This window comes from Streptomyces sp. NRRL WC-3742 (assembly GCF_000720635.1).
Lineage (GTDB): Bacteria > Actinomycetota > Actinomycetes > Streptomycetales > Streptomycetaceae > Kitasatospora.
In genome coordinates, this window is sequence record NZ_JOCF01000088.1 from 1 (window position 1) to 21,095 (window position 21,095).

19 protein-coding genes and 1 pseudogene are annotated in these 21,095 nt (G+C 71.4%); 15 read left to right on the forward strand and 5 right to left on the reverse strand.

The genetic code is table 11. The features are described from left to right. Window positions 1-233: 233 nt before the first annotated feature. Window positions 234-641 (reverse strand): SHOCT domain-containing protein, encoded by a 408-nt coding sequence (locus tag IH61_RS0134950; protein WP_031077447.1) that lies wholly within the window; start codon window positions 639-641, stop codon window positions 234-236. A 289-nt stretch (window positions 642-930) separates the two neighbouring features. Here IH61_RS0134950 and IH61_RS0134955 point away from each other — a divergent pair, with 289 nt between their 5' ends. The 6 genes and pseudogenes from IH61_RS0134955 to IH61_RS50075 all read left to right on the forward strand — a co-directional run. Continuing rightward, on the forward strand, window positions 931-1,575 hold the full coding sequence (locus IH61_RS0134955; RefSeq protein WP_051838569.1) for a hypothetical protein: 645 nt from the start codon (window positions 931-933) through the stop codon (window positions 1,573-1,575). Window positions 1,576-1,730: 155 nt separating this feature from the next. Beyond that, on the forward strand, window positions 1,731-3,230 hold the full coding sequence (locus tag IH61_RS0134960) for an arylsulfatase (protein WP_031077451.1): 1,500 nt from the start codon (window positions 1,731-1,733) through the stop codon (window positions 3,228-3,230). Between the two features lie 118 nt (window positions 3,231-3,348). Then, on the forward strand, window positions 3,349-4,254 hold the full coding sequence (locus tag IH61_RS0134965; RefSeq protein WP_031077454.1) for a formylglycine-generating enzyme family protein: 906 nt from the start codon (window positions 3,349-3,351) through the stop codon (window positions 4,252-4,254). Window positions 4,255-4,824: 570 nt separating this feature from the next. Then, complete coding sequence (locus tag IH61_RS0134970) at window positions 4,825-5,604, forward strand: zinc-binding dehydrogenase (protein WP_031077456.1); 780 nt, start codon at window positions 4,825-4,827, stop codon at window positions 5,602-5,604. A 29-nt stretch (window positions 5,605-5,633) separates the two neighbouring features. Then, window positions 5,634-6,287 carry a pyridoxamine 5'-phosphate oxidase family protein gene (locus IH61_RS0134975; RefSeq protein ID WP_037973768.1) on the forward strand — a complete coding sequence of 218 codons (654 nt, stop codon included), beginning with the start codon at window positions 5,634-5,636 and terminating at the stop codon, window positions 6,285-6,287. Window positions 6,288-6,426: 139 nt separating this feature from the next. Further along, window positions 6,427-6,702: pseudogene (locus tag IH61_RS50075) on the forward strand (rhodanese-like domain-containing protein); the annotation flags it as partial. Here IH61_RS50075 and IH61_RS41960 read toward each other — a convergent pair. The 3 genes from IH61_RS41960 to IH61_RS0134990 form a co-directional block, all read right to left on the reverse strand. Further along, window positions 6,630-8,174, reverse strand: a complete 1,545-nt coding sequence (locus IH61_RS41960; RefSeq protein WP_078911624.1) for an FAD-dependent monooxygenase — start codon at window positions 8,172-8,174, stop codon at window positions 6,630-6,632. The pseudogene IH61_RS50075 and the gene IH61_RS41960 sit on opposite strands and share 73 nt — an antisense overlap. 40 nt (window positions 8,175-8,214) lie before the next feature. After that, complete coding sequence (locus IH61_RS0134985) at window positions 8,215-8,508, reverse strand: putative quinol monooxygenase (RefSeq protein WP_063763328.1); 294 nt, start codon at window positions 8,506-8,508, stop codon at window positions 8,215-8,217. A gap of 67 nt (window positions 8,509-8,575) precedes the next feature. Further along, window positions 8,576-8,869, reverse strand: a complete 294-nt coding sequence (locus IH61_RS0134990; protein ID WP_031077464.1) for a DUF1330 domain-containing protein — start codon at window positions 8,867-8,869, stop codon at window positions 8,576-8,578. A 188-nt stretch (window positions 8,870-9,057) separates the two neighbouring features. Here IH61_RS0134990 and IH61_RS0134995 point away from each other — a divergent pair, with 188 nt between their 5' ends. Beyond that, window positions 9,058-9,960 carry a LysR family transcriptional regulator gene (locus IH61_RS0134995; protein WP_031077467.1) on the forward strand — a complete coding sequence of 301 codons (903 nt, stop codon included), beginning with the start codon at window positions 9,058-9,060 and terminating at the stop codon, window positions 9,958-9,960. Window positions 9,961-9,971: 11 nt separating this feature from the next. Here IH61_RS0134995 and IH61_RS47440 read toward each other — a convergent pair whose 3' ends face one another. Further along, entirely contained in the window at window positions 9,972-10,133 is a 162-nt protein-coding gene (locus tag IH61_RS47440) for a hypothetical protein (RefSeq protein ID WP_158845626.1), read from the reverse strand. Between the two features lie 358 nt (window positions 10,134-10,491). On the opposite strand from IH61_RS47440, the gene IH61_RS0135010 reads away from it, so the two are divergent. The 8 genes from IH61_RS0135010 to IH61_RS0135050 all read left to right on the forward strand — a co-directional run bounded on the left by IH61_RS0135010 (window position 10,492) and on the right by IH61_RS0135050 (window position 21,064). Next, window positions 10,492-11,322 (forward strand): YhjD/YihY/BrkB family envelope integrity protein, encoded by an 831-nt coding sequence (locus tag IH61_RS0135010; RefSeq protein WP_051838572.1) that lies wholly within the window; start codon window positions 10,492-10,494, stop codon window positions 11,320-11,322. A gap of 182 nt (window positions 11,323-11,504) precedes the next feature. After that, on the forward strand, window positions 11,505-11,678 hold the full coding sequence (locus tag IH61_RS44035; RefSeq protein WP_031077472.1) for a CsbD family protein: 174 nt from the start codon (window positions 11,505-11,507) through the stop codon (window positions 11,676-11,678). Between the two features lie 118 nt (window positions 11,679-11,796). Further along, window positions 11,797-11,967, forward strand: a complete 171-nt coding sequence (locus tag IH61_RS47445) for a hypothetical protein (protein WP_158845628.1) — start codon at window positions 11,797-11,799, stop codon at window positions 11,965-11,967. Between the two features lie 85 nt (window positions 11,968-12,052). Continuing rightward, window positions 12,053-12,994: a lipase family protein gene (locus IH61_RS45240; RefSeq protein ID WP_234327467.1), complete on the forward strand. Its 942-nt coding sequence runs from the start codon at window positions 12,053-12,055 to the stop codon at window positions 12,992-12,994. 79 nt (window positions 12,995-13,073) lie between these two features. Further along, window positions 13,074-13,529, forward strand: a complete 456-nt coding sequence (locus tag IH61_RS50080) for an IPT/TIG domain-containing protein (RefSeq protein ID WP_324607639.1) — start codon at window positions 13,074-13,076, stop codon at window positions 13,527-13,529. 655 nt (window positions 13,530-14,184) lie between these two features. Further along, window positions 14,185-18,249, forward strand: a complete 4,065-nt coding sequence (locus tag IH61_RS0135040; protein WP_420714048.1) for a Pls/PosA family non-ribosomal peptide synthetase — start codon at window positions 14,185-14,187, stop codon at window positions 18,247-18,249. A 165-nt stretch (window positions 18,250-18,414) separates the two neighbouring features. Further along, on the forward strand, window positions 18,415-19,794 hold the full coding sequence (locus IH61_RS0135045) for a diaminobutyrate--2-oxoglutarate transaminase family protein (RefSeq protein WP_031077480.1): 1,380 nt from the start codon (window positions 18,415-18,417) through the stop codon (window positions 19,792-19,794). 4 nt (window positions 19,795-19,798) lie between these two features. Further along, window positions 19,799-21,064: an aspartate kinase gene (locus IH61_RS0135050; RefSeq protein ID WP_031077482.1), complete on the forward strand. Its 1,266-nt coding sequence runs from the start codon at window positions 19,799-19,801 to the stop codon at window positions 21,062-21,064. The last annotated feature ends 31 nt before the right edge of the window (window positions 21,065-21,095 follow it).

The following is a 21,095-nucleotide window of genomic DNA, read 5'->3' on the forward strand; positions in this document are numbered from 1 at the left end:
CCGCTACGACGGCCACCACGGCCTCATCACTCCCGCGCAAAAGCCGGCGCGGGTACGGTCCGGCGGGCTGTGGGGGCCCGGCCGGGCCAGGGCAGGGGCCACAGCCGGGAGCGGGTGGGGCCGCTCCCGGCCATCCCTGATGCGGACCCGGACGAATCCATGAGAATGGCCGCGCTCGTCGTGGCGACGGTCGTCGCCGGACCGCGCCGACTGGGAGCGCTGCTGCGGTCAGATCAGGCCAGGAGCTTGGTCTTGGCCTGCTGGAACTCCTCGTCGCTGAGGGCACCCTTGGCGTGAAGATCGGCGAGACGGGCCAGTTCCTCCGTGCCCGAGCCGCCCACACTGCCCGCCGAGCCACTGCTGGCTGCGTCGCGGACGTAGGCGCGGAACGCCTCCTCCTGTCTGCGGGCCTGCTCCACGTCGCGTTGCCCCATCGAGTGGCCGCGGACGATGACGTAGACCAGCACGCCGAGGAAGGGCAGGAGGATCACGAACAGGATCCAGAGCGCCTTGGACCAGCCGCCCATGTCGTGGCTACGGAAGACGTCCCCGAGCACGCGGAACAGCAGGAAGAGCCACATGATCCACAGGAAGAAGATCATCATGGTCCAGAAGAGATCAAGCATCGGATAGTTGCTCACGGTCACTCCCGTTGCGCTCGCGGAGCCCGACCGTCAGAGCCGGGTTAATCCGATATGTCCAGTTTCTGCGAGGGCCGGTTGCACGGCGACCCGACCCCTTGTGAGACGGGGGATCAGGGGGCTGACTCCTGGATCCGCACGGCACGCCGTGCGCACGGTTGCTCCCCGGGGGTGACCGTCGACCCGCTGGGCGGTTCTCGGGAGCCGGACGGCAACACAATGAGCCATGAGCTCCCGCCTCGATGAACCCGGCGAACCGTCCCCAGCGGGTGGATCGACGGAGCCGCCCGTGCCGCGCGGCGAGCACTGGTGGCCGGTGGCGTCGGCTGTCCTGGTCGCCGCGCTGCTCCATGTCGCGCTCCCGCGCAGCTATCGCGAGAGCCCGTCGTGGGTGCTGCCGGTGCTCATGGTGGTGCTGTTGGCGGTCCTGATCGGCGCGGACCCCGGCCGGATCGATCGGCAGGCGCGGTGGCTGCGGGTGGTGACCGACCTGGTGATCGCGTTCATCACGCTGGCGAACCTCACCGCGGCCGCGATCCTGGTGGCGGACATCCTGACCGGCAGCAAGCTGTACGCCGACAACGCGACGGGCCTGCTGGCGACGGGCGGGGTCGTCTGGGCGACCAACGTGATCGCGTTCGCGCTGTGGTACTGGGACCTGGACCGGGGCGGCGCCGCCGCGCGGGCGCACCGGCCCTTCGCGGACCCCGCGTTCGTGTTCCCCGAGATGCAGCCCCAGCAGGGCACCTCCCCCGCGTGGGTGCCGGTCTTCGTGGACTACCTGGCGCTGGCCTTCTGGACCTCCAGTTCGTTCGGTCCGGCCGACACGTCGCCGGTCAAGCCGTGGGCCAAGCTGCTGATGATCACTCAGAGTGCCGTCTCGCTCGTGGTGGCGGCCCTGGTGATTGCTCGGGCGATCAACATCCTCAAATAGACCACTCCATCCGGACGGGACGGGCGTACGCCGTCCGGCCCACGGGCGGCGCGAGGGTTCACCGTTTGCAGCACTGCGCACGGCGGGTGGTCCGGCAGGCTCGTAGCGTGGGAGCGGAGCAGGATCCGTGGGGGCCGACGAGAGGGACGCGGACGATGGCGGGCAAGCCGAACATTGTGGTGCTGTGGGGCGACGACATCGGGATCACGAACCTGAGCTGCTACGGCGACGGCCTGCTGGGCTACCGCACGCCGAACATCGACCGGATCGCCGCCGAGGGCATGAGGTTCACCGACTACTACGCGGAGCAGTCCTGCACGGCGGGGCGCTCGGCGTTCATCACCGGCCAGAGCCCGTTCCGCACCGGCCTGTCGAAGGTGGGACTGCCGGGGGCGGAGCTGGGCATGCAGCCGCAGGACCCGACCATCGCCAGGGTCCTGAAGGAACAGGGCTACGCCACCGGCCAGTTCGGCAAGAACCACCTGGGCGACCGGGACGAGCACCTGCCGACCGTGCACGGCTTCGACGAGTTCTTCGGCAACCTGTACCACCTCAACGCCGAGGAGGAGCCGGAGGAGCGCGACTACCCCTCCGAGGAGGAGTACCCGGACTTCCGCAAGAACTACGGGCCGCGTGGGGTGCTGCACACCTGGGCCGACGGCCACGGTGGGCAGCGGATCGAGAACACCGGGCCGCTGACCCGGGAGCGGATGAAGACCTGCGACGAGGAGTTCGCCGCCGCAGCCGGGGACTTCATCCGCCGTCAGGCCAGCGATGACGTGCCGTTCTTCCTCTGGTTCAACACCACGCACATGCACTTCCGCACGCACGTCAAGGACGAGTCCCTGGGCCAGTCCGGGCGCTGGCAGTCCGAGTACCACGACGCGATGATCGACCACGACAAGCTGATCGGTGTGCTGCTGGATCTGCTGGACGAGCTGGGCATCGCTGAGAACACCATCGTGGTCTACGGCACCGACAACGGCCCGCACGCCAACACCTGGCCGGACGCCGCCACCACCCCCTTCCGCAGCGAGAAGAACTCCAACTGGGAGGGCGCTTTCCGCACTCCCGCCCTGGTCCGCTGGCCCGGCCACATCCCGGCCGGAGTGGTGTCCAACGAGATCGTCGCCGGACTGGACTGGCTTCCGACCTTCGCCGCCGCCGCCGGTGAGCCGAAGATCGTCGACAAGCTCAAGGCCGGCACCGTGCTGGACGGCCACACCTACAAGGTCCACCTCGACGGCTACAACCTGCTGCCCTACCTGACCGGCCAGAGCGAGCAGAGCCCGCGCCAGGAGTTCTTCTACTTCTCCGACGACGGGGACCTGATGGCGCTGCGATACGACAACTGGAAGCTGATCTTCATGGAGCAGCGCTCCCCTGGGACGCTCGCGCTGTGGGCCGAGCCGTTCATCGTGCTGCGCATTCCCAAGCTGTTCAACCTGCGCACCGACCCGTTCGAGAAGGCCGACGTCACCGCGAACACCTACTACGACTGGTTCCTCGCCCACGCGTTCCTGCTCGTGCCGGCCCAGCGGATCGTCGCGGACTTCCTGGCCACATTCAAGGAGTTCCCGCCCCGGCAGAAGGCCGCGAGCTTCACCATTGACCAGGTCCTGGCCAATCTGGTCGCTGGAATGCCGAGTGCGTGAGCCCAGCCCGGGTACGAAGGACTGCGGTGTTGTCGCACCTGGCCCTGCCCCCGCCTCGCTGCCCCTGCTGCCCGGACCAGCGGCGGGCGGTGACCGGCCCGTCAGCGCCCCGGAGGGCATGGTCGCCCTTCCTGCCGGACGCTTCGCCATGGGCTCGGACCGGCACTACCCCGAAGAGGCGCCCGCGCGCTCGGTCACTGTCGACGCCTTCGCAATCGACCGCCACCAGGTGACCAACGCGCAGTTCGCCGCGTTTGTCGCGGCCACCGGCTACGTCACGCTCGCGGAGCGCCCGCTGGACCCGGCGCACTACGCGGGCCTGCCCTCAGAACTGCTGAAGCCGGGCTCGATGGTGTTCCGCCCCACCCCCGGCCCGGTCGACCTGCGGGACCTGAGCCAGTGGTGGGCCTGGACCCCCGGGGCCAGCTGGCGCCGCCCGGAAGGTCCCGGCTCTGGCCTTCGGGGACGCAAGCAGCACCCCGTCGTGCACGTTGCCCACCAGGACGCCGAAGCCTACGCCCGCTGGCGCGGGCACCGCCTGCCCTCCGAGGCCGAGTGGGAGTACGCCGCTCGCGGCGGTCTGGACGGAGCCGCCTACACGTGGGGCGACGAACAGCTTCCCGGCGGGCGCCGCCTGGCGCACTGGTGGTCCGGGCGCTTCCCCTGGCGCAGCACCCACCCCGGTGGCGCGATGGGCCCGGCGCCGGTCGGCAGTTACCCGGCGAACGGCTACGGCCTGCACGACATGGCCGGCAACGTCTGGGAATGGACCTCGGACTGGTTCGCCCCCGCTGACGGCCGTGACGCCGTCCCCTCCTGCTGCGCGCCCGACAGCGCACGGCGCGACGCGGAAGCCGCCAGCGTCGACCCGCGCGCCCCCGGCCCGGCCGTCCCGCGAAAGGTCGTCAAGGGCGGGTCGTGGTTGTGCGCGGACGAGTACTGCCACCGTTACCGCCCCGCCGCCCGCCGCCCGCAACCGATCGACACCGGCATGAGCCACATCGGATTCCGCTGCGCAGCCTGACCACCGTCCAAGCGGACCGAGGGGTGGCTTCGGGTGCGGCTGGAGCGGGCGCTTCGCCGGACAGCCGGGCGGGGCGGAGAGGTCGTGCTGATCGACGGCGCCCTGATCCCCACCCAGCGCCGCACCGGGAAGGCGAACCGCCCGCGCCGACGAACGACCCCTCCACCGGCAGCACCAGGCCGCGGTGCTGCTCCTCACCGAGCCCGACCGCCAGCACCGCTTCCAGCAGGCTGTGCACCCGGTCGCGTGTTCCCCGGGCCGCGTCCAGTCGGGCCTGGAGCTCGTCCAGCAGCTCGTCCAGCCGCAGCTTGGGCACGTGGGAGCTCGGCTCCGATGCGCTGCTCTCGGATGCGCTGCCCAGGAGATCCTCCACGGCTGGCCCGACGCCCCTGACCAGCGTAGGCGCGGAGCTGGTGCCACGCCGGGCGCGAAGGGGGCCCATCGGCCCAGGGAGAGGACCCACGGGGCCCCTGGCGAGCGGCGAGGCCGCGCCGGACCCTGGAAGAGCAAGCGGAATATCCGGCTCCGCCCTCCCTGGAGGCTCCACCCTCCCAGAGGAGTGATCACGGCATGAAGGCGCTGACCTACCACGGACCCTGCCGCCGCACCTGGGGCGAGGTCCCTGACCCGGTCGTCCGCGACCCGGAGGACGCCGTCGTCCGGGTGGGCGAGTCCGTCCGCACGCCCTTCGCGGACACCTCCCTCTACAAGCTGCCCGAGGATGTCCGCAACGAGGACGCCCTGCTGCTCGCCGACATCCTGCCCACCGCGTACGAGGTCGGCGTGCGAAAAGGGCGGGTGGGCCCGGGCGACACCGTCGCGATCGTCGGCGCCGGGCCGATCGGGCTCGCGGCGATCCTCACCGCCCGGCTCTACACCCCGTCCCGCGTCATCGCCGTCGACCTCGCACAGAGCCGCCTCGACGCCGCCAAGCGCCTGGGCGCCGATGCCGTCCTCACCGCCGCCGAAGCCACCCCCGAGGCCGTACGGGCCCTGAGCCGTGACGGCCTGGGCGTGGACGTCGCGATCGAGGCGGTCGGCGTACCCGAGACCTTCGAGCTGTGCACCCGCCTGGTGCGGCCGGGCGGCCGGGTCGCCAACGTGGGCGTACACGGAAAGCCGGCGGTGCTCCACCTGGAGGACCTGTGGAACCGCGACGTCACCGTCACCACGGGCCTGGTGGACACCCACAGCACTCCGATGCTGCTCGACCTGCTGGTTGCCGGCCGCCTGGACGTCGCCGCTCTGGTCACCCACCGCTTCGGTCTCGACGAGATGCAGGAGGCGTACGACGTGTTCGCCGCCGCAGCCGACACCGGGGCCCTCAAGGTCGCGCTCTTCCGGACGTGACCTCTCTTCAACACGCAGGAGCCGCTGCCATGGCCGACTACCCCGACCCCGCCGGTGTCGCCCGCCGAATCCTCGAGCGCCGCCACCAACTCGGCCTCAACGAGGACGTGTTGTGCCGCCGCGCCGCAATGACGCCCTCCTACCTGCGGCTGCTGCTGCAAGCCGGGCCGGAGTTCGACCCGGAAGCGTTCGTCCGGATCGCCACCGCGCTCGGGACGACCTGGCCGGAGCTGGCGTCGGACCACCGGCCCGACGCCCCGCCGGGGCAGACCGGGCCCGGCTCCCGTCCGCTGCTGCTCCACCTCACGGAGCCGCAGTGCTGGGAGCTGATCGGCACCCACGGCGTCGGCCGGATCGGCCTCCCCGGCGGGCCGTCGCCGGTCGTGCTCCCGGTCAACTACGCGGTGGACGCGAGGACGATCGTCTACCGCACGTCGCCCAGAGGCGCCGCCGCCCCACCCGAGGGTTCGCCGGTCTCGTTCCAGGTGGACCACATCGACGACCGCCGGAGCCGGGGCTGGAGCGTCCTCCTCCACGGCGAGGCCCAACGCATCGAGAACCCGGACGAGGAACAGCGCCTCGCAGCGCTGCCCGGCGCCACCCCCTGGGCAGGCGGCTCCCGACCGCTGTGGGTTCGTATCCGCCCCGACCAGGTCACCGGCCGCCGGATCGGCACCGGCTGACCGTGCGCCGACGCGGAGATGGAGGAGGCCGACGAGGTGGTCGCCCCCCGAATCCTCGCAGACGCAGTGCCAGGCGCTCCCAGACGCCGGCGGTAAGCCGCATACTCGGGGCCGCTGGAGGCGAGCTGACCGGCCCCCCACCGTCCTGGACGTGCGCACCTGCGGCGAACGCGAAGCAGGCTCGGTCGAAGGCTCCCTCCACATCCCCCTCGCCGAACTCCCCGCCCGCCTCGGCGAGATCCCCACCGACCGCCCCCTGGTCGTCCGCTGCGCCGGCGGCCGCGCAAGGGCTCGGTGGTGTGCCGCCCCGGGCGATCGGAGCGCCCGGGGCGGTAGTGGGTGCTATGCCTGCAGCAGCGCTTGGTACTTGTGCAGGGGTGTGTTCTCGTCCAGCGGGGCGATCGCGGCGACGTAGCCGTCCGGGCGGACCATGATCCGGCCGCCGTTCGGCAGGCCGTAGCGGGCGGCCGCCAGACCGTCCGGGTCCTGGAACACGGCGTCGTAGCCGGTCGGGGCCGTGGCGGCGGCGCCGACCAGCAGCTGACGGGCCGTGGTGCCGGGCAGCGGCGCGGGGGCGGTCCCGTTGGCCGCGACGGTGAGCAGCACGTGGTCGTGGACGGCGGCGAGGGCGGCGCGCAGCTCCGGGCCGGCGGCGGGAAGGTGGTCGCCGGCGTGGAGCTTGCCGTCCCCGCGGCCCTGGACCACGATCGGGCTCTTCCGGTAGGCGACGGCGGTCTCCTCGGTGCGGTCGGCCATCGCCTGCCGGACCGGGGCGAGGCTGGTGAGCAGGTGCATGCCCTTGTTGCGCAGCTTCTGCGCGATCGGGTTGGCGAGGGTGCCGACCCGGGTGAGGGTGCCGGCGAACTGGATCACCTGGGCGCCGACCGGGTGGCGCTCCGCGTGGTAGCTGTCGAGCAGGGTCGCGGGGGCCTGGCCGGAGTGGACCAGGGCGAGCTTCCAGGCGAGGTTGTGGGCGTCCTGGATGCCGGTGTTCATGCCCTGGCCGCCCGCCGGGCTGTGCACGTGGGCGGCGTCGCCGACCAGCAGCACCCGGCCGACCCGGTACTCGGGCACCTGGGCGTGGTGCACCTCGAAGACGGTGAGCCAGCGCGCGTCCCGGATCCGGATCGGACGCTCGGCGCGCTCGTCGACGACCTGCTGGAGCCACTCCTGGGTCGCGGTGCGCCCGTCGTCCGTGGCGATGTTCGCGATCAGGCGCAGCCGGTCGCCCTCCATCGGGAAGACCAGCAGCGGGCCCTGGTGCGGCGAGAAGAAGGTGTACATGCTGTGCGGGTCGAGCTCGTGGTCGGCGTTCACGTCGCCCATGAGGAACTTCTCGCCCTTGAACCTGCCCGCCAGGGCGCTGCCGACCAGTTTGCGGGCCTGGCTGTGTCCGCCGTCGGCGCCGACCAGCCAGCCGGTGCCGACGGTCTCCCGACGACCGTCGGCGTGCTCCAGCACCGCCTGGACACCGTGCTCGTCCTGGGTGAGGCCCGTCAGCGTCACCTCGCGCTCGACGCTGACGCCGTGCTCGTCGAGGGCCTTGGTGAGGATGCGCTCGGTCTCGGTCTGCGCGATGGTCACCGAGAACGGAAAGGGGCTGTCCACCAGGTCCAGCGCGATCCTGGCGACGACCTCGCCGTCGGAGTGCATCTCCATCGCGGTGGTCCGCACGCCGTTCCGTATCAGCTCGTCGACCAGGCCCAGCCGTTCGAACATCTCCAGGCTGCGGGCGTGCACCATGATGGCGCGCGACTCGGTGGTCGGCTCGGCCAGCCGGTCCACGATTCGCACCGGCACCCCGCGCCGGGCCAGCTCCAGGGCACAGGTCAGCCCCACGGGGCCGGCACCTACGACAATGATCGGGTCGCTCACAGCAGTCCTCACGTTCGTGCGCCCTTCTGGGGATCGGGTCTGGGGCCGGTGGTCATCGGACGAAGCCGGTGACCGTGTCGGCGATCTCCACCTGGGCCTCGGTCAGCAGCAGTTCAGGGAATCGGGCCAGCAGGCCGGTGACGTACGGGGCGGCGAAGTGCGCCTCGCAGGCGGCCCGGTCGGCGTACCACTCGGTCACCAGGAACCGTCCGTCGTCCTGGCGGCCCACCGCGTAGGCGAGCGCGCCCGGCTCCTGGCGGGTATGTTCCGCCGTGTCGCGCAGCAGGGCCTCCAACTCCTCTGCCCGCTCAGGTACGGCCTGCAGGATCGCGGTCACTGTGGTCATCTCACTGCCTCTCGAACCTCGTGTTCGGTATGAAGTGGTTCTGGTCGTCGTAGCCCGTGCCCGCCGGTCAGTCAGTGCCTTCGACGATGCGGAAGTCGCGCGCGAAGCCGTCGGGGAGGGCCGCCAGCGCCTTCTTGTACGCCTCGCTCTCGTAGGCCGCGACCGCCTGCTCAAAGCTGTCGAACTCGATCAGAACGACGCGTTCCGTGATTCCGGCCTCGTGGGCGACGACTCGACCTCCACGGGACAGGACGCGCCCGCCCGCGGCCCCGACAGCCGGACCCGCCAGCTCGATGTAGGCAGTCAGCGTCTCAGGGTCGGAAATGGCGGGGTAGACACTGGCCCAGTAGCCCTTGGCCATGGAAACCTCCTGTGTTCGGCCGGACAGGTCCGGCTTCGAATTGACACTCAGATCGATCGATCCCGGCGACGGGTGCTGCCGTCAGTCGGATCGTCATATGCGCAGGCTAGGGCTTGATGTGCCGTCAAGGGAAAGAGCGGTACGGCATAGACTCAGAACGGATCGTTATCAATCGGCAAGGGGGGCGCGTGGCGCCGGACACGGTGAGCCTGCGGTACTTCCTGGTGCTGGCACAGGAGTTGAACTTCACCCGCGCGGCTGCACGGATCGGTATCGCACAGCCCGCACTCAGCACCCGGATGCGCCGGTTGGAGGCGGAACTCGGTACGGCCCTGCTGGTCCGCAACACGCGCAGCGTCGTATTGACCACGGCCGGTGCGGCTTTGGCGGAGTCCGCGCCGCCCGCGCTGGCGGCGCTGGACCGGGCATGGGACACCGCCCGGAGTGCGGCAGCCGGTGAACTGGGCACGCTGCGCATCGGATACAGCCTCAGCACCGGGGCCGAGACGGCACCGGCCCTGGTGGACAGGCTGATGCGCGGCACCAGCGGACTCGAGGTCCGCGCGGTCCCGATGGCGACACCGGAGATCTCCCCCGCGGTCGCCGACGGCCGCATCGATGCCGGGATCACCCGCGGTGAACAGCCGGGCCGTGGCGTGCGCCGGTACCTGCTGCGGCGTGGGCGCATCGGCGTCCAGCTGGCGCAGCACCATCCGCTGGCCGAACACCCGGAGATCGAGATCGCCGACGCGGCCGCGTATCCGCTGCGACTCCCGGACCGTGCGTCCAACCCCGTGATCCACGATCAGCTGTCCGCACTGTTCCGAGACATCCGACCACACCCCCGATTCCACACGCCCGCAGTCTCCTTCGACATGTCCCAGCGCGACCTGCGCGACGGGGTCACCCTCGCCCCGGCCGGAGAAACCGCGGTCGCGGCACAAGCGGCCGGTCTCACCTGGCGACCGCTCCGGGGCGCGCCCAGCCTGACGATCCACCTGGTCCTCCCACGCGAGCAGTCGCCACTGCACCGCCGCATCCGTGCCGTCGCCAAGACCCTGGCGCACGAACTGCACTGGCTGCCGGACTGACGCGCAAGAGGTCAAGCGAGACGGACGTCCGCGGTGGCGACCTGCACATCCTCATGGGCGATGCCCCCGAGGTCGAACAGGGCCGCGTCCTCGGCCACGAAGCGGTCGCCACCGTCACCGACACCGACCCGGGCCAGGAGCGGTACCCGCAACAAGACGATCATCACGGTCACCTCCTGGGGCGGCGCCTGCCTCGGTCAGCCTCCACCAATCGCGGGAGGCGGTGCTCGGACGGGGCGGTCCCACTGGTTGGGAGCAGTCGAGCCGGGTAGGCGCGGCCCCGGGCCCTCTCAACGACCGAGGAGGAGCGTCGTCACAACCCCGCGGAACATGAACAGGAAGCGGCTCGCCCACGCGCTGGGTCACTGAGCAGGAAAGGGCACGAGATGGCCTCCATACCCGTCCCGCCGGACCGCGACATCATCCCCGTCCCGCCGACACCGCCGGAGCCGGGCGGCCCCCGGCCGCAGGAGCCGCCGGTCTGACGACCGTCAGGTGACATGCGCCGCCACGGGAGGAGGTTGTGCCGTGATGCCCGCGAAGCACGGTGATCACCGCACCGGCAGCAGCCGGTGGCGAAGGGTCCGGGCGCTGCCACGGGAGGTGTGGCAGGGTGGCCGGGAAGTGGAGCTGCTCCAGCACGCGATGGCCTTCGCCGCCCTGTTCTTCGTCACCCTGGTGCCGCTGCTCGTGGTGCTCGCCGCCGCGATCCCGAGTCGGGGCAGCGGCATCGCGGACTGGATCAACGACGGCCTCGCCCTGTCCGGCCGCTCGGCCAAGGCCGTCAGCCAGCTCTTCGCCTCACGAAGCGAAGTGCTCAGCACGACCACCGCGCTGAGCCTGGCCGCGCTCGCCGTCTTCGGCATCTCACTGATGTCCGCCGTCCAACGGATGTACGAGAAGATCTGGCACCTGCCTTCCGGCCCGTGGCACAGCGTATGGCGTCAGGTGCTGGGGCTGGCCGGGCTGATCGCCCTCATCCTGGTCACCACCTGGCACGGCCTGCTCCCGGACCACGCCGCGGCCATCTCGGCGTTGCGGGCCGCAGGCGGCGTCCTCGGCGGTCTGCTCTACTTCTGGTGGCTGCAGCGCCTGCTGCTCGGCTCCCGGATCGCCTGGTCGGCGCTGCTGCCCGGCGCGGTCGCCACGGTGGCGGCCCTCGCGGGGCTTCGGGTCTTCTCCAGGTTCGTCTTCGCGCCGCTCGTCGTCTCCAACGCCGTCTCCTACGGCGCGGTCGGGACCGTCCTGGTCGTGCAGTCCTGGCTGATCGGCGTCGGGTACACAGTCTACGCCGGTGCGCTGGTCGGGCAGGTCTGCCGGCGCGGGCGCGCTCATGATGCCCGCCCGGTCGACCCGCGCTGAGACGCGGCCGGACGGAGGGGTACGCCACTTGCGGATCACCGGGGAGCCGCTGCTCACCCACGGCACGCTCAGCGGCATCACCGGCCGACCGCGCCGGTCGGCGAAATCTCCAGGCCGATGTGTGAGGGCCCGCGAACCGGGCAGGCGCCCGGCAAGGCTCCGGCGACGAGAGAGAGGCGCAGATGAGTACGAAGCAGAAGATGGAGAACGCCGCGGACAAACTGAAGGGGAAGGCGAAGGAGGCTGCCGGAAAGGCCGCGGGTGACCGGCCCATGGTGGCGGAAGGCAAGGCTCAGCAGGCCAAGGCCGACGTCAAGCAGGCGGCGGAGAAGGTCAAGGACGCCGCCCGGCACTGAACCGGTGGACCCGGCTCGGACGTCCAGCGCCTGTCGGATCGGGCGTGCAGCGGACCGAGCCGCGCCGACGTGCGGAGCGGTCCCATCCGATCCCGCGCTTACGAGAGGACAACCCTCCATGAGCACTGCTGAGAACGGGAACGACGCCCCGGAACAGGCCGACGAGGAGACGCGGGAGCGGTCCGCGGAGCAGCGGAACATCACCGCACCCACCCCCAAGGACGTGCGGGCCAAGGCCGAGGACGATGACAAGTCGCAGCCGCCCGCCGCTGACACCCAGGCCCTCTGACTGCCGACAACAACAAGGGCGGTGCCGACAACAAGGCGTCGGCACCGCCCTTGTTGTTGTCGGCAGTCAGCCACCGGAAGTGACCATGACGCCGCAGTCGAGCCAGCCGACACCCGCCCAGGTCTGCATGACGCTGTCCGCGCTCGCGGCCACGGCGGCGGCCCCCCGGCCTTCGGGGGAGACCCGGGAACAGCGGACGTGGCGCGTGGCCGCCGGCATCCGCAGGCAGCTCCCGTTCCTCTGGTTGGCGACCCGGGCCGTCTGGAGGCTGGAGTGGCTCGCGCTGAGCCCGGACGACGCCAACATGGCGTACATCGCCAAGAGCATCGACGGCTCCAACCGGTTCGCCGTGGTCCCGCGCGGACCCATCGGCAACATCACGGACATCCTGGAGGACCTTGACGTCGGCACGGTGGTCCCGTTCAGCGCGAGCGGTTCGCCGACTCCGGTGGCCGTCTCCAAAGGAGCCATGACGGCGTTCACCCAGGTCGCCACCATGGTGTCGATCCCGCCGCAAGCCGAGGACGAACCGGGAGCACCGGCGCCGGAGGACGCGTTCGCCTCCCAGGGCACCACGATCGTCCAGGCGCTGGCCGCCCTGGTCCAGGCGGCGCCCACCACACCGCGGCCGACGGTGTATGTGACCGGTCACAGCCTCGGCGGCTGCCTCGCCACGATGCTCGCCCCCTACCTCTACACGCAGGCGCAGAGCTGGAGCGACGTCCCGGACTTCCTGCTCCAGACCTTCGCGGCCCCCACCGCCGGGCTGGGGAGCTTCGCCACCTACCTCACCGGGCTGCCGTTCGACACCAGGCACCACTTCAACGCCTGGGACGCCGTGCCGCTGGCCTGGACCGACCTGGGGAAGGTGAAGCAGGGCAAGTGGTACCCGTCGCCCGGCCCGGCGGGCAACGCCACGCCCGCCCGGTGTCGTCGACTTCGGTCCCATCCCGTGCACCGACTACACCATCGACCCGGGCGGCGACACGATCACAGCCACGGTGCCGGAGGGCATCGGCATCGTTGACGTCCGAGTCACCACCATCTTCGGCACCTCGCCTGCCGTGCCGCTCGGCCAGTTCGCCTATGACGGGCCGGCCCCCCTGGTGGTCACCGGCGTCAACCCCACGAGCGGGCCGGCGAGGACGACCACGGTCACCATCACCGGCTCGGGCTTCCCCCGGAACGCCGGAGTGAACTTCAAGGACCAGCGGTCCTGGCTCGCGACCACGTATCCGCCGGCGATCCCGAGTGTGAGGGCCGTGAACATCGCGATGAGCCAGCTGAGCAGGGTGAGGCCATCCCGAGTGGGCCGAACTGCGTCACGCTGCGGTTCAGCGAGCGGGGGATTTAGAGCCGCGATGCCCAGGCGAGCGCCGTCAGCGCGGCGCTGGTCAGTACGGCGCCGGGAAGCAGGGGGAGCCAGGGGACCCGGCCCCCGAGCAACATCCGTCCGCACGGGGGGCGGGCGAGGCGGGAAACGGCGGCTCGCCCTCGGTGGACGGCCCAGCGGTCGCCTCCGCCCTGGAACCGGTCGACGGCCGTCCCGACGTCGAGGGTGACCGTGCCGTCGGGTGGGCCGGGGTGGCGGTGGCGCCGGGCACCTCGAGCTCGGCGACGTCACACCTCGCCCCGGTCGCCACCTCAGTAACGGTGGCGGCCTCCGGTCCCTTTGCTCACGCCCTCCCGAGCCGCGCCCCATCGGGCATTTACCGGCGGTTCACGAAAGCGACAATGTGGCGGCGTCCGGCCCGGAGCAATCGGCGGAGCCGGTGTCCGGGGGCGAATGAGAGTTAAATGAGAATCCCCTTAATGCGCCCATCGCCCTTGCGGTACTTGCGAGTGGCGACATATGGTCCGACGAGTTGGAGGACCGCTTCGGGAATGATCGGGACGGCTGCCGCGTGCGGGCGGCTCAGCCTGTCGCCGTTCGCTGGAGCGAGGATATCGACGGCTGCGACAGGGCCGTTGCTGCACGGGGGAACGTGCGGTGCGACGTTCTGGGGACGTCGATCATCAAGCGTCGGGACGGTTCGGCCTGGGGCATGGCTGAACTGGGGTTTTCCTGCGCCTTGAGGTGCGTGTGTGACTTGTCATGCACAGAGCAAAGAGTTCGCAAATACTCCTCAAATATTTGCTCGAAGAAATCGTCCGCAAAATCCGACGGCTGCTGTTGCCGCTGTCATTCTCCGCTGGATGCGAGGGATTGTGACGGAAGTGGAATCGGAATTAAAAGTCAGTATACCAATCAACGGCCCTGATGATCCGGAAGTCCTGGATCGGTGGAAGCTTCCCCGGGTCCGGGGGCTGGCCCAGTACTTCGAGCGGACCTGCGACCGGGTTCCAGGAAACACCGCCGTTACGTGTGGTCCCGTCTCGCTCGGTTATGCCGAACTGGACCAGCGGGCCAATCGGCTCGCCCGTCTGCTGCGACAGCGCGGTGCGGGCCCGGGGCAGAGCGTGGGGATCCTTCTGGAGCGCTCACCGGACAGCTACGTCGCCCTGCTCGCGGTCCTGAAGTCCGGGGCGGCCTACGTGCCGCTGGACCCCTCGTACCCGGCCGACCGGGTCGAGTTCATCGCCGGGGACGCCGGGCTGTGCGCCCTGGTGACCACCTCGGCCATGCGGCACCGGACCCACGGACTGCCCTGCCCGGTCCTCGAGTTGGACGAGTCGGCGGCCCAGGTGGCCGCGCAGTCCGGGGAGCGTCCGGATGTCGCGATCGAGTCCGAGTCGGTCTGCTACGTCATCTACACCTCGGGCACCACCGGGCGGCCCAAGGGCGTGGCCGTCTCGCACGCCAGCATCGTCAACTTCCTGCGGTCCGTGGCGCCGATCTACCAGGTGCGGGAGGAGGACCGGGTCTACCAGGGGCTGTCGCTCGCCTTCGACTTCTCGGTCGAGGAGATCTGGCCGGCCTGGGTGGTGGGCGCCACCCTGGTGGCGGGGCCGACCAACGAACGGCGCGTCGGCGAGGGGCTGGGCGCCTTCCTGGTCGAGCAGGCGATCACCGTGCTGTGCTGCGTGCCGACCCTGCTGACCACCATCGAGGCGGAGGTCTCCACCCTGCGCAGCCTCCTGGTCAGCGGCGAGGCGTGCCCGCCCGACCTGGTCAAACGGTGGTCCCGGCCGGGGCGCCGCTTCCTGAACGTCTACGGTCCGACCGAGTCCACGGTCAGCGCGACCTGGGGCGAGCTCTCGCCCCGCCGGCCGGTCACGATCGGCAGACCCCTGCCCAGCTACCGGGTCTACATCCTCGACGAGCAGCTGCGCCCGGTGCCGGAGGGCGAGAGCGGGGAGATCTGCATCGGGGGTCCGGGCGTCGCGATCGGCTACCTCAACCGGCCCGACCTGACGGCGGAGAAGTTCGTCGTGAACCCGGTGGCCCGCGACCGGGAGGAGTGCCCGCGGATCTACCGCACCGGCGACCTGGGGCGGCTGACCCCGACCGGCGAGATCGAGTTCCTGGGCCGGATCGACACCCAGGTCAAGATCCGCGGGTACCGGATCGAGCTGGCGGAGATCGAGGAGGTGCTCCGCGAGGACCCGGCGGTGGAGAACGCCGTGGTCGTCCCGCGTCAGCACGACGGGGTGGTCCAGGACCTGGTCGGCTACGTCACGCTGACGGACCACGGGCCGAGGGACGAGGACGCACTGCGCGAACGCCTGCACACCACGCTGCGCGGACGGCTGCCCGCGTACATGATCCCCTCGTTCGTCGAGGTGCTGGACCGGTTTCCCCTGCTGGCCGCGGACAAGGTCGACAGGCGCGCGCTGCCCGCCCCCACCTCGCCCCCGCTGGCCAAGCGCGCACAGCCGCACGCGGCGCCCGCCACCGCGACGGAGCGCCGGCTGACCACCGTGTGGCAGGAGGTCCTCGGAATCGGTGAACTCTCCGCCGAGGACGACTTCTTCCTCGACCTGGGCGGCCACTCGATGGCGGCGGCCAGGCTGATGTCCAGGCTCCGCCTCCTGCCGGAGCTGTCCCACCTGGCCATGGGGGACCTCTACGCGCACCCCACGGTGCGGGCTCTGGCCGCGTTCATCGACACCTCCGCCGCCGAGGCCGCCGCAGCCGACGCGGCCGCCGAAGCTGCGGGGTCGGAGCCGGACCGGGTCCGGGGGCCCGCTGCGCGCCGGCACTCCACCCTCCGGGTCGCCGCCTGCGGAGTGGCCCAACTCGCGGTTCTGTACAGCTGGTTGATGGTCTTCGGAATGCCGGTCCTGGTTCTGCTGTACCGGCTGCTGGTCGCCGGGAACCAGCCGACGCCCGGCGTGGGCACCGGCGGCCCGCTCGGACACCTCGCGCACCTCGGGTACGGCGAGTTCGTCCCGCTGGAGATCGCCTGGACGCTGCTGGACGTGCTGCTGATCCCGGCGCTCGCCTGCCGGCTGCTGCTGGCCCGGGTGCGCCCTGGCTGGTACCCGCTCTGGGGCGTGACCTACCTGAGGTTCTGGCTCTACGGCAAGGTGATGGCGAGCTCACCCGTCGGGCTCCTGGCCGGATCGCCCCTGCTGCCGCCCTTCCTGCGGCTGCTCGGGGCGAGGATCGGCCGCGGCTGCCACGTGTCGTCACCCTTCGGCCTGCCCCGGTTCGTCGAACTCGGCGACCACGTGAGCGTGGGCTACGGGGCGCGGGTGCAGTCCTTCGCGGTCGAGAACGGCTGGCTCCGGCTCGGGCCGGTCCGGCTCGGGAGCGGCAGCTGCGTGGGGACCAACAGCGTCCTCCTGCCGGGTGCCGTACTCGGTGACGACGCGACGGTGGGCGAGCAGTCCCTCATCGCCGCCGACCAGGCCGTGCCCGCCGGCGAGCACTGGGCCGGCTCCCCGGCCCGCGCGCAGGAAGCCACCCCGCCCCTGCTCCAGGCCATGGCGGAGCAGCCCGACGACCGGCCCTGGCCGCTGCGGGTGCTGGCCGGCTACGCCGTCGGCGCCCTCGCGCTCATCCTGGTACCGCTGGTGATCGCCGCCACCGGCTCGGCCCTGATCGGCTGGGTCTGGTGGGAGTGGGGGCCGCGCTGGGCGCTGCTGTCGACCCTGGCGGCCGGGCCGCTGTTCGTCCTGACCACCTGCACCCTGGTGGTCCTGGTCAAGCGGGCGGTGATGCCCCGGGCCCGGGCCGGTATCTACGCGCAGCGCAGCGGCTTCGGGGTGCGCAAGTGGATCGCCGACGGCCTCCTGACCACCAGCCTGACCCTGACGCACTCGCTCTACTCCACGCTCTACCTGGTGCCGTTCCTGCGCCTGCTCGGCGCCCGGACCGGGCGCTGGTCCGAGGTCGCCACGGTCAGCTTCGTCGATCCGGACATGCTTATCATCGGCGAGCGCAGCTTCGTCGCGGACGTCAGCGTGGTGGCCCCGGCCGTCTTCCACCGGGGCCGGATCGCCCTGGCCCCGGCCGAGGTCGGCAAGCGCAGCTTCGTCGGCAACGGCGCGCTGCTGCCCGGCGCCTGCCGGATGGGCGACAACAGCCTCCTCGGCGTGCACTCCATCGCGCCCAGCAGGCCCATCGATCCGGAGACGACCTGGCTCGGCTCACCGGCGATCTTCCTGCCCCGGCGCGAGGAGAGCCAGAACTTCGCACCCAAGTACACCTACGACCCCAGCCCGGGCCTGATCGCCGCCCGGCTGGCCATCGAGTACCTGCGCGTCACCCTCCCCTCGACCATCGGCGCGCTCTCCGCGCTCGCCGCCCTGTACGCGAGCGTCGAGCTGGGCCGCACCACCTCGCCCCTGGTCCTCCTCCTGCTGGGGCCGGTCCTGCTGCTGGGCACCGGGGCCGTCGCCACCCTGGTGGTCGTGCTCCTCAAGTGGCTGGTCATCGGCCGCTACCGACCCCGGGTGGAACCGCTGTGGGGCATCTGGGTGCGCCGCACCGAGCTGATCACCGGACTGTTCGAGAACCTCGTGGTACCGGCGCTGCTGAACTCCCTCACCGGCACCCCCGCCGCGCCGTGGGTCATGCGACTGTTCGGGGCCCGGATCGGGCGCCGGGTCTGGCTCAACACGACGTACCTCACCGAGTTCGACCTGGTCGAGGTCGGCGACGACGCGGCCGTCGGGGAGTTCACCTCCCTGCAGACCCACCTGTTCGAGGACCGGGTCATGAAGATGTCCGAGGTCGTCGTCGGACCGGCGGGCTCGGTCGGCGCCCGGTGCGTGGTCCTCTACGACGCGCAGGTCGGCGCCGGGACCACCCTGGACGCGATGTCCCTGGTCATGAAGGGCGAGCACCTGCCGCCCCGGACGCAGTGGCGCGGCATACCCGCCCGCCGCTGTTGACCCCGTCCGCACGCGCTCGACCCCCACGCCCGCACACGCTCCGGAGCCGCGCCCCTGCCGGCCCCGGTCCCGGCCGCGGCGTCATCCCGCCGTGGCCGTGCACTCGGCGAGCCACGACCCCGCCGAAAGCGATCTCTCCATGCCACCCCCCCCACGGAGGCTTTCATGACCTCGTTCCAGCGACTCGACCCACTGGCCGTCCCGCAGGTGACCGGCGATCTGCCGGGCCCGCTCTCCGCCGGGTTCCTCGCCCGCCAGCAGGGCTACGAGTCCAACGCCCGCAGCTACCCCCGGCGTCTGCCGATCGCCATCGAGCAGGCGTCCGGCAGCCTCGTCCGGGACATGGACGGCAACGTCTTCATCGACTTCCTGGCGGGCGCCGGTGTGCTCTCGCTCGGCCACAACCACCCCGAGCTGGTCGCCGCTGTCACCGCCCAACTCGACGTGCTCACCCACGGGTTGGACTTCCCGACCCCCGTGCGGGAGAAGTTCGTCGAGGCCCAGCTCTCCATGCTGCCGGCGTCGATGCGCTCCCGCATGAAGATCCACTTCTGCGGGCCCACCGGCGCCAACGCCGTCGACGCGGCCCTCAAGCTGTGCAAGACCGCCACCGGGCGCGGCGACGTCATCGCCTTCCAGGGCGGCTTCCACGGCAGCACCCACGCCGCGATGGCGCTCACCGGGCTGGTCTCCCAGAAGCGCCCGGTGCCCAACGGCGTTCCCGGCGTCCACTTCTTCCCCTACTCCTACTGCGCCCGCTGCCCCGTCGGCCTGACCCCCGACAGCTGCGCCACCAACTGCGTCGGCTACCTGGAGCGGGCCCTCACCGACGGCAACGGCGGGGTACCGCTGCCCGCCGCCGTGGTGATGGAGATGGTCCAGGGCGAGGGCGGCATCATCCCCGCGACCGTGGACTTCGCCCGCCGGGTGCGCGCGCTGACCCGGGAACTCGGCATCCCGCTGGTGGTCGACGAGGTCCAGACCGGCTGCGGGCGCACGGGCACCTGGTTCGCCTTCGAGGAGTACGGCATCGAACCCGACGTCGTCATCGCCTCCAAGGCGCTGAGCGGCATCGGCGCCCCGGTCGCGCTCATCATCTACGACGCCGAACTCGACACCTGGGCCCCCGGCGCCCACACCGGGACCTTCCGCGGCAACCAACTGGCCTTCGCCGCCGGGGTGGAGGCCGTGCGCGTCATCCGGCGCGACGACGTCCTGGGCAACGTCGCCCGGCGCGGCGAGCAGATCGCGGACCGCCTCAAGCCATTGCTGGACGAACCGTGGGTCGCCGAGGTGCGCGGGCGCGGCCTGATCTGGGGCATCGAGTTCGCCGACCCCGCTGACCACCGTCCCGCGGGCGGCCTCGCCGCGGCCGTCCAGCGTGAGGCGCTGCGCGGCGGGCTGATCGTCGAGGTCGGCGGCCGTGACGACGACGTGGTGCGGCTGATGCCCCCGCTCAACGTCACCGCGGCAACCGTCGACACGGCCTGCTCGATCCTGCTGGACGCGATCCGCACCGCGAAAGCCACTCACGGGGAGGTCTGAGCAGATGAGCCTGATCGTGCAGAAGTACGGTGGATCGTCCGTGTACAGCACGGAGCGGATCAAGCAGGTCGCCGAGCACATCGTGGCCACCCGCCGAGCCGGCCACGACGTGGTCGTGGTGGTCTCCGCGATGGGCGACACCACCGACGAACTCCTCGACCTGGCGGGCGAGGTGACGGACAACGCGGCGCCGCGCGAGCTGGACGTGCTGCTGACCGCGGGCGAGCGGATCTCCAACGCGCTGATGGCCATCGCCGTCGAGTCCCTCGGCGTCGAGGCGCGCTCGTTCTCGGGCGCGCAGGCCGGCATCCACACCACCGCGACGCCCGGGCGGGCACGCATCATCGACGTGCAGCCCGACCGGGTCCGCCGGAGCCTCGACCGGGGCGCGGTCGCCCTGGTCGCGGGCTTCCAGGGCATCAGCCGCGAGACCGGGGACGCCACCACCCTCGGGCGCGGGGGCTCCGACACCACCGCCGTCGCCCTGGCCGCCGCGCTCAAGGCCGACCTCTGCGAGATCTACACGGACGTCGACGGCGTCTACTCCGCCGACCCGCGCATCGTCCCCGACGCCCGGCTGCTGACCCACGTCAACTACGAGATCATGCGCGAACTCGCCGTCAACGGGGCCAAGGTGCTGGCCCCGCGCAGCGTGGAGTACGCCAGTCGGCACCGGGTCCCGGTCCGCGTCCGCTCCTCGTACGGCGACGACCCCGGCACCATGGTGACCGGCGCCTCGGCCGTCCCGTCCGCCGAGTACTCCAACGTCGTCGGCGTCGCGCACGACGCCACCGGGGCGAGGATCACGCTCGGCAACGTACCCGACACCCCCGAACTCACCAACCGCGTCCTGCAGGTGGTGACCGACATCGAAGCCGAACTCCACTTCACCGTCCAGGACACCACCCGGACCTCCCCGGGCATGACGGACATCTCGCTGCTCCTGCCCGCGCAGGACGGCCCCGCCGTCCTGCGCTCCCTGCACCCGCACTGCAGGGAACTCGGCATCGAGGACCCGCACTACACGGAACGCGTCGGCAAACTCTCGCTCGTCGGCACCGGACTGCTCGCGCAGCCCGGCGTCCTGGCGACCTGCTGCGAGACCCTGGCCGCCGCCGGGATCCAGCTGGAGACCATCTCCATCTCGGACCTCCACGTCACCGCCTTCTGCCCCGCCGACCAACTGCCGGAAGCCGTCCGCGCCTGGCACTCCGCCTTCGACCTCGGCGCCTCCCAACTCGCCGCCGTCCACGCGGGAACAGGCCGCTGACACCGCCCGCCCCCGCCCCCGTGGCCCGGCC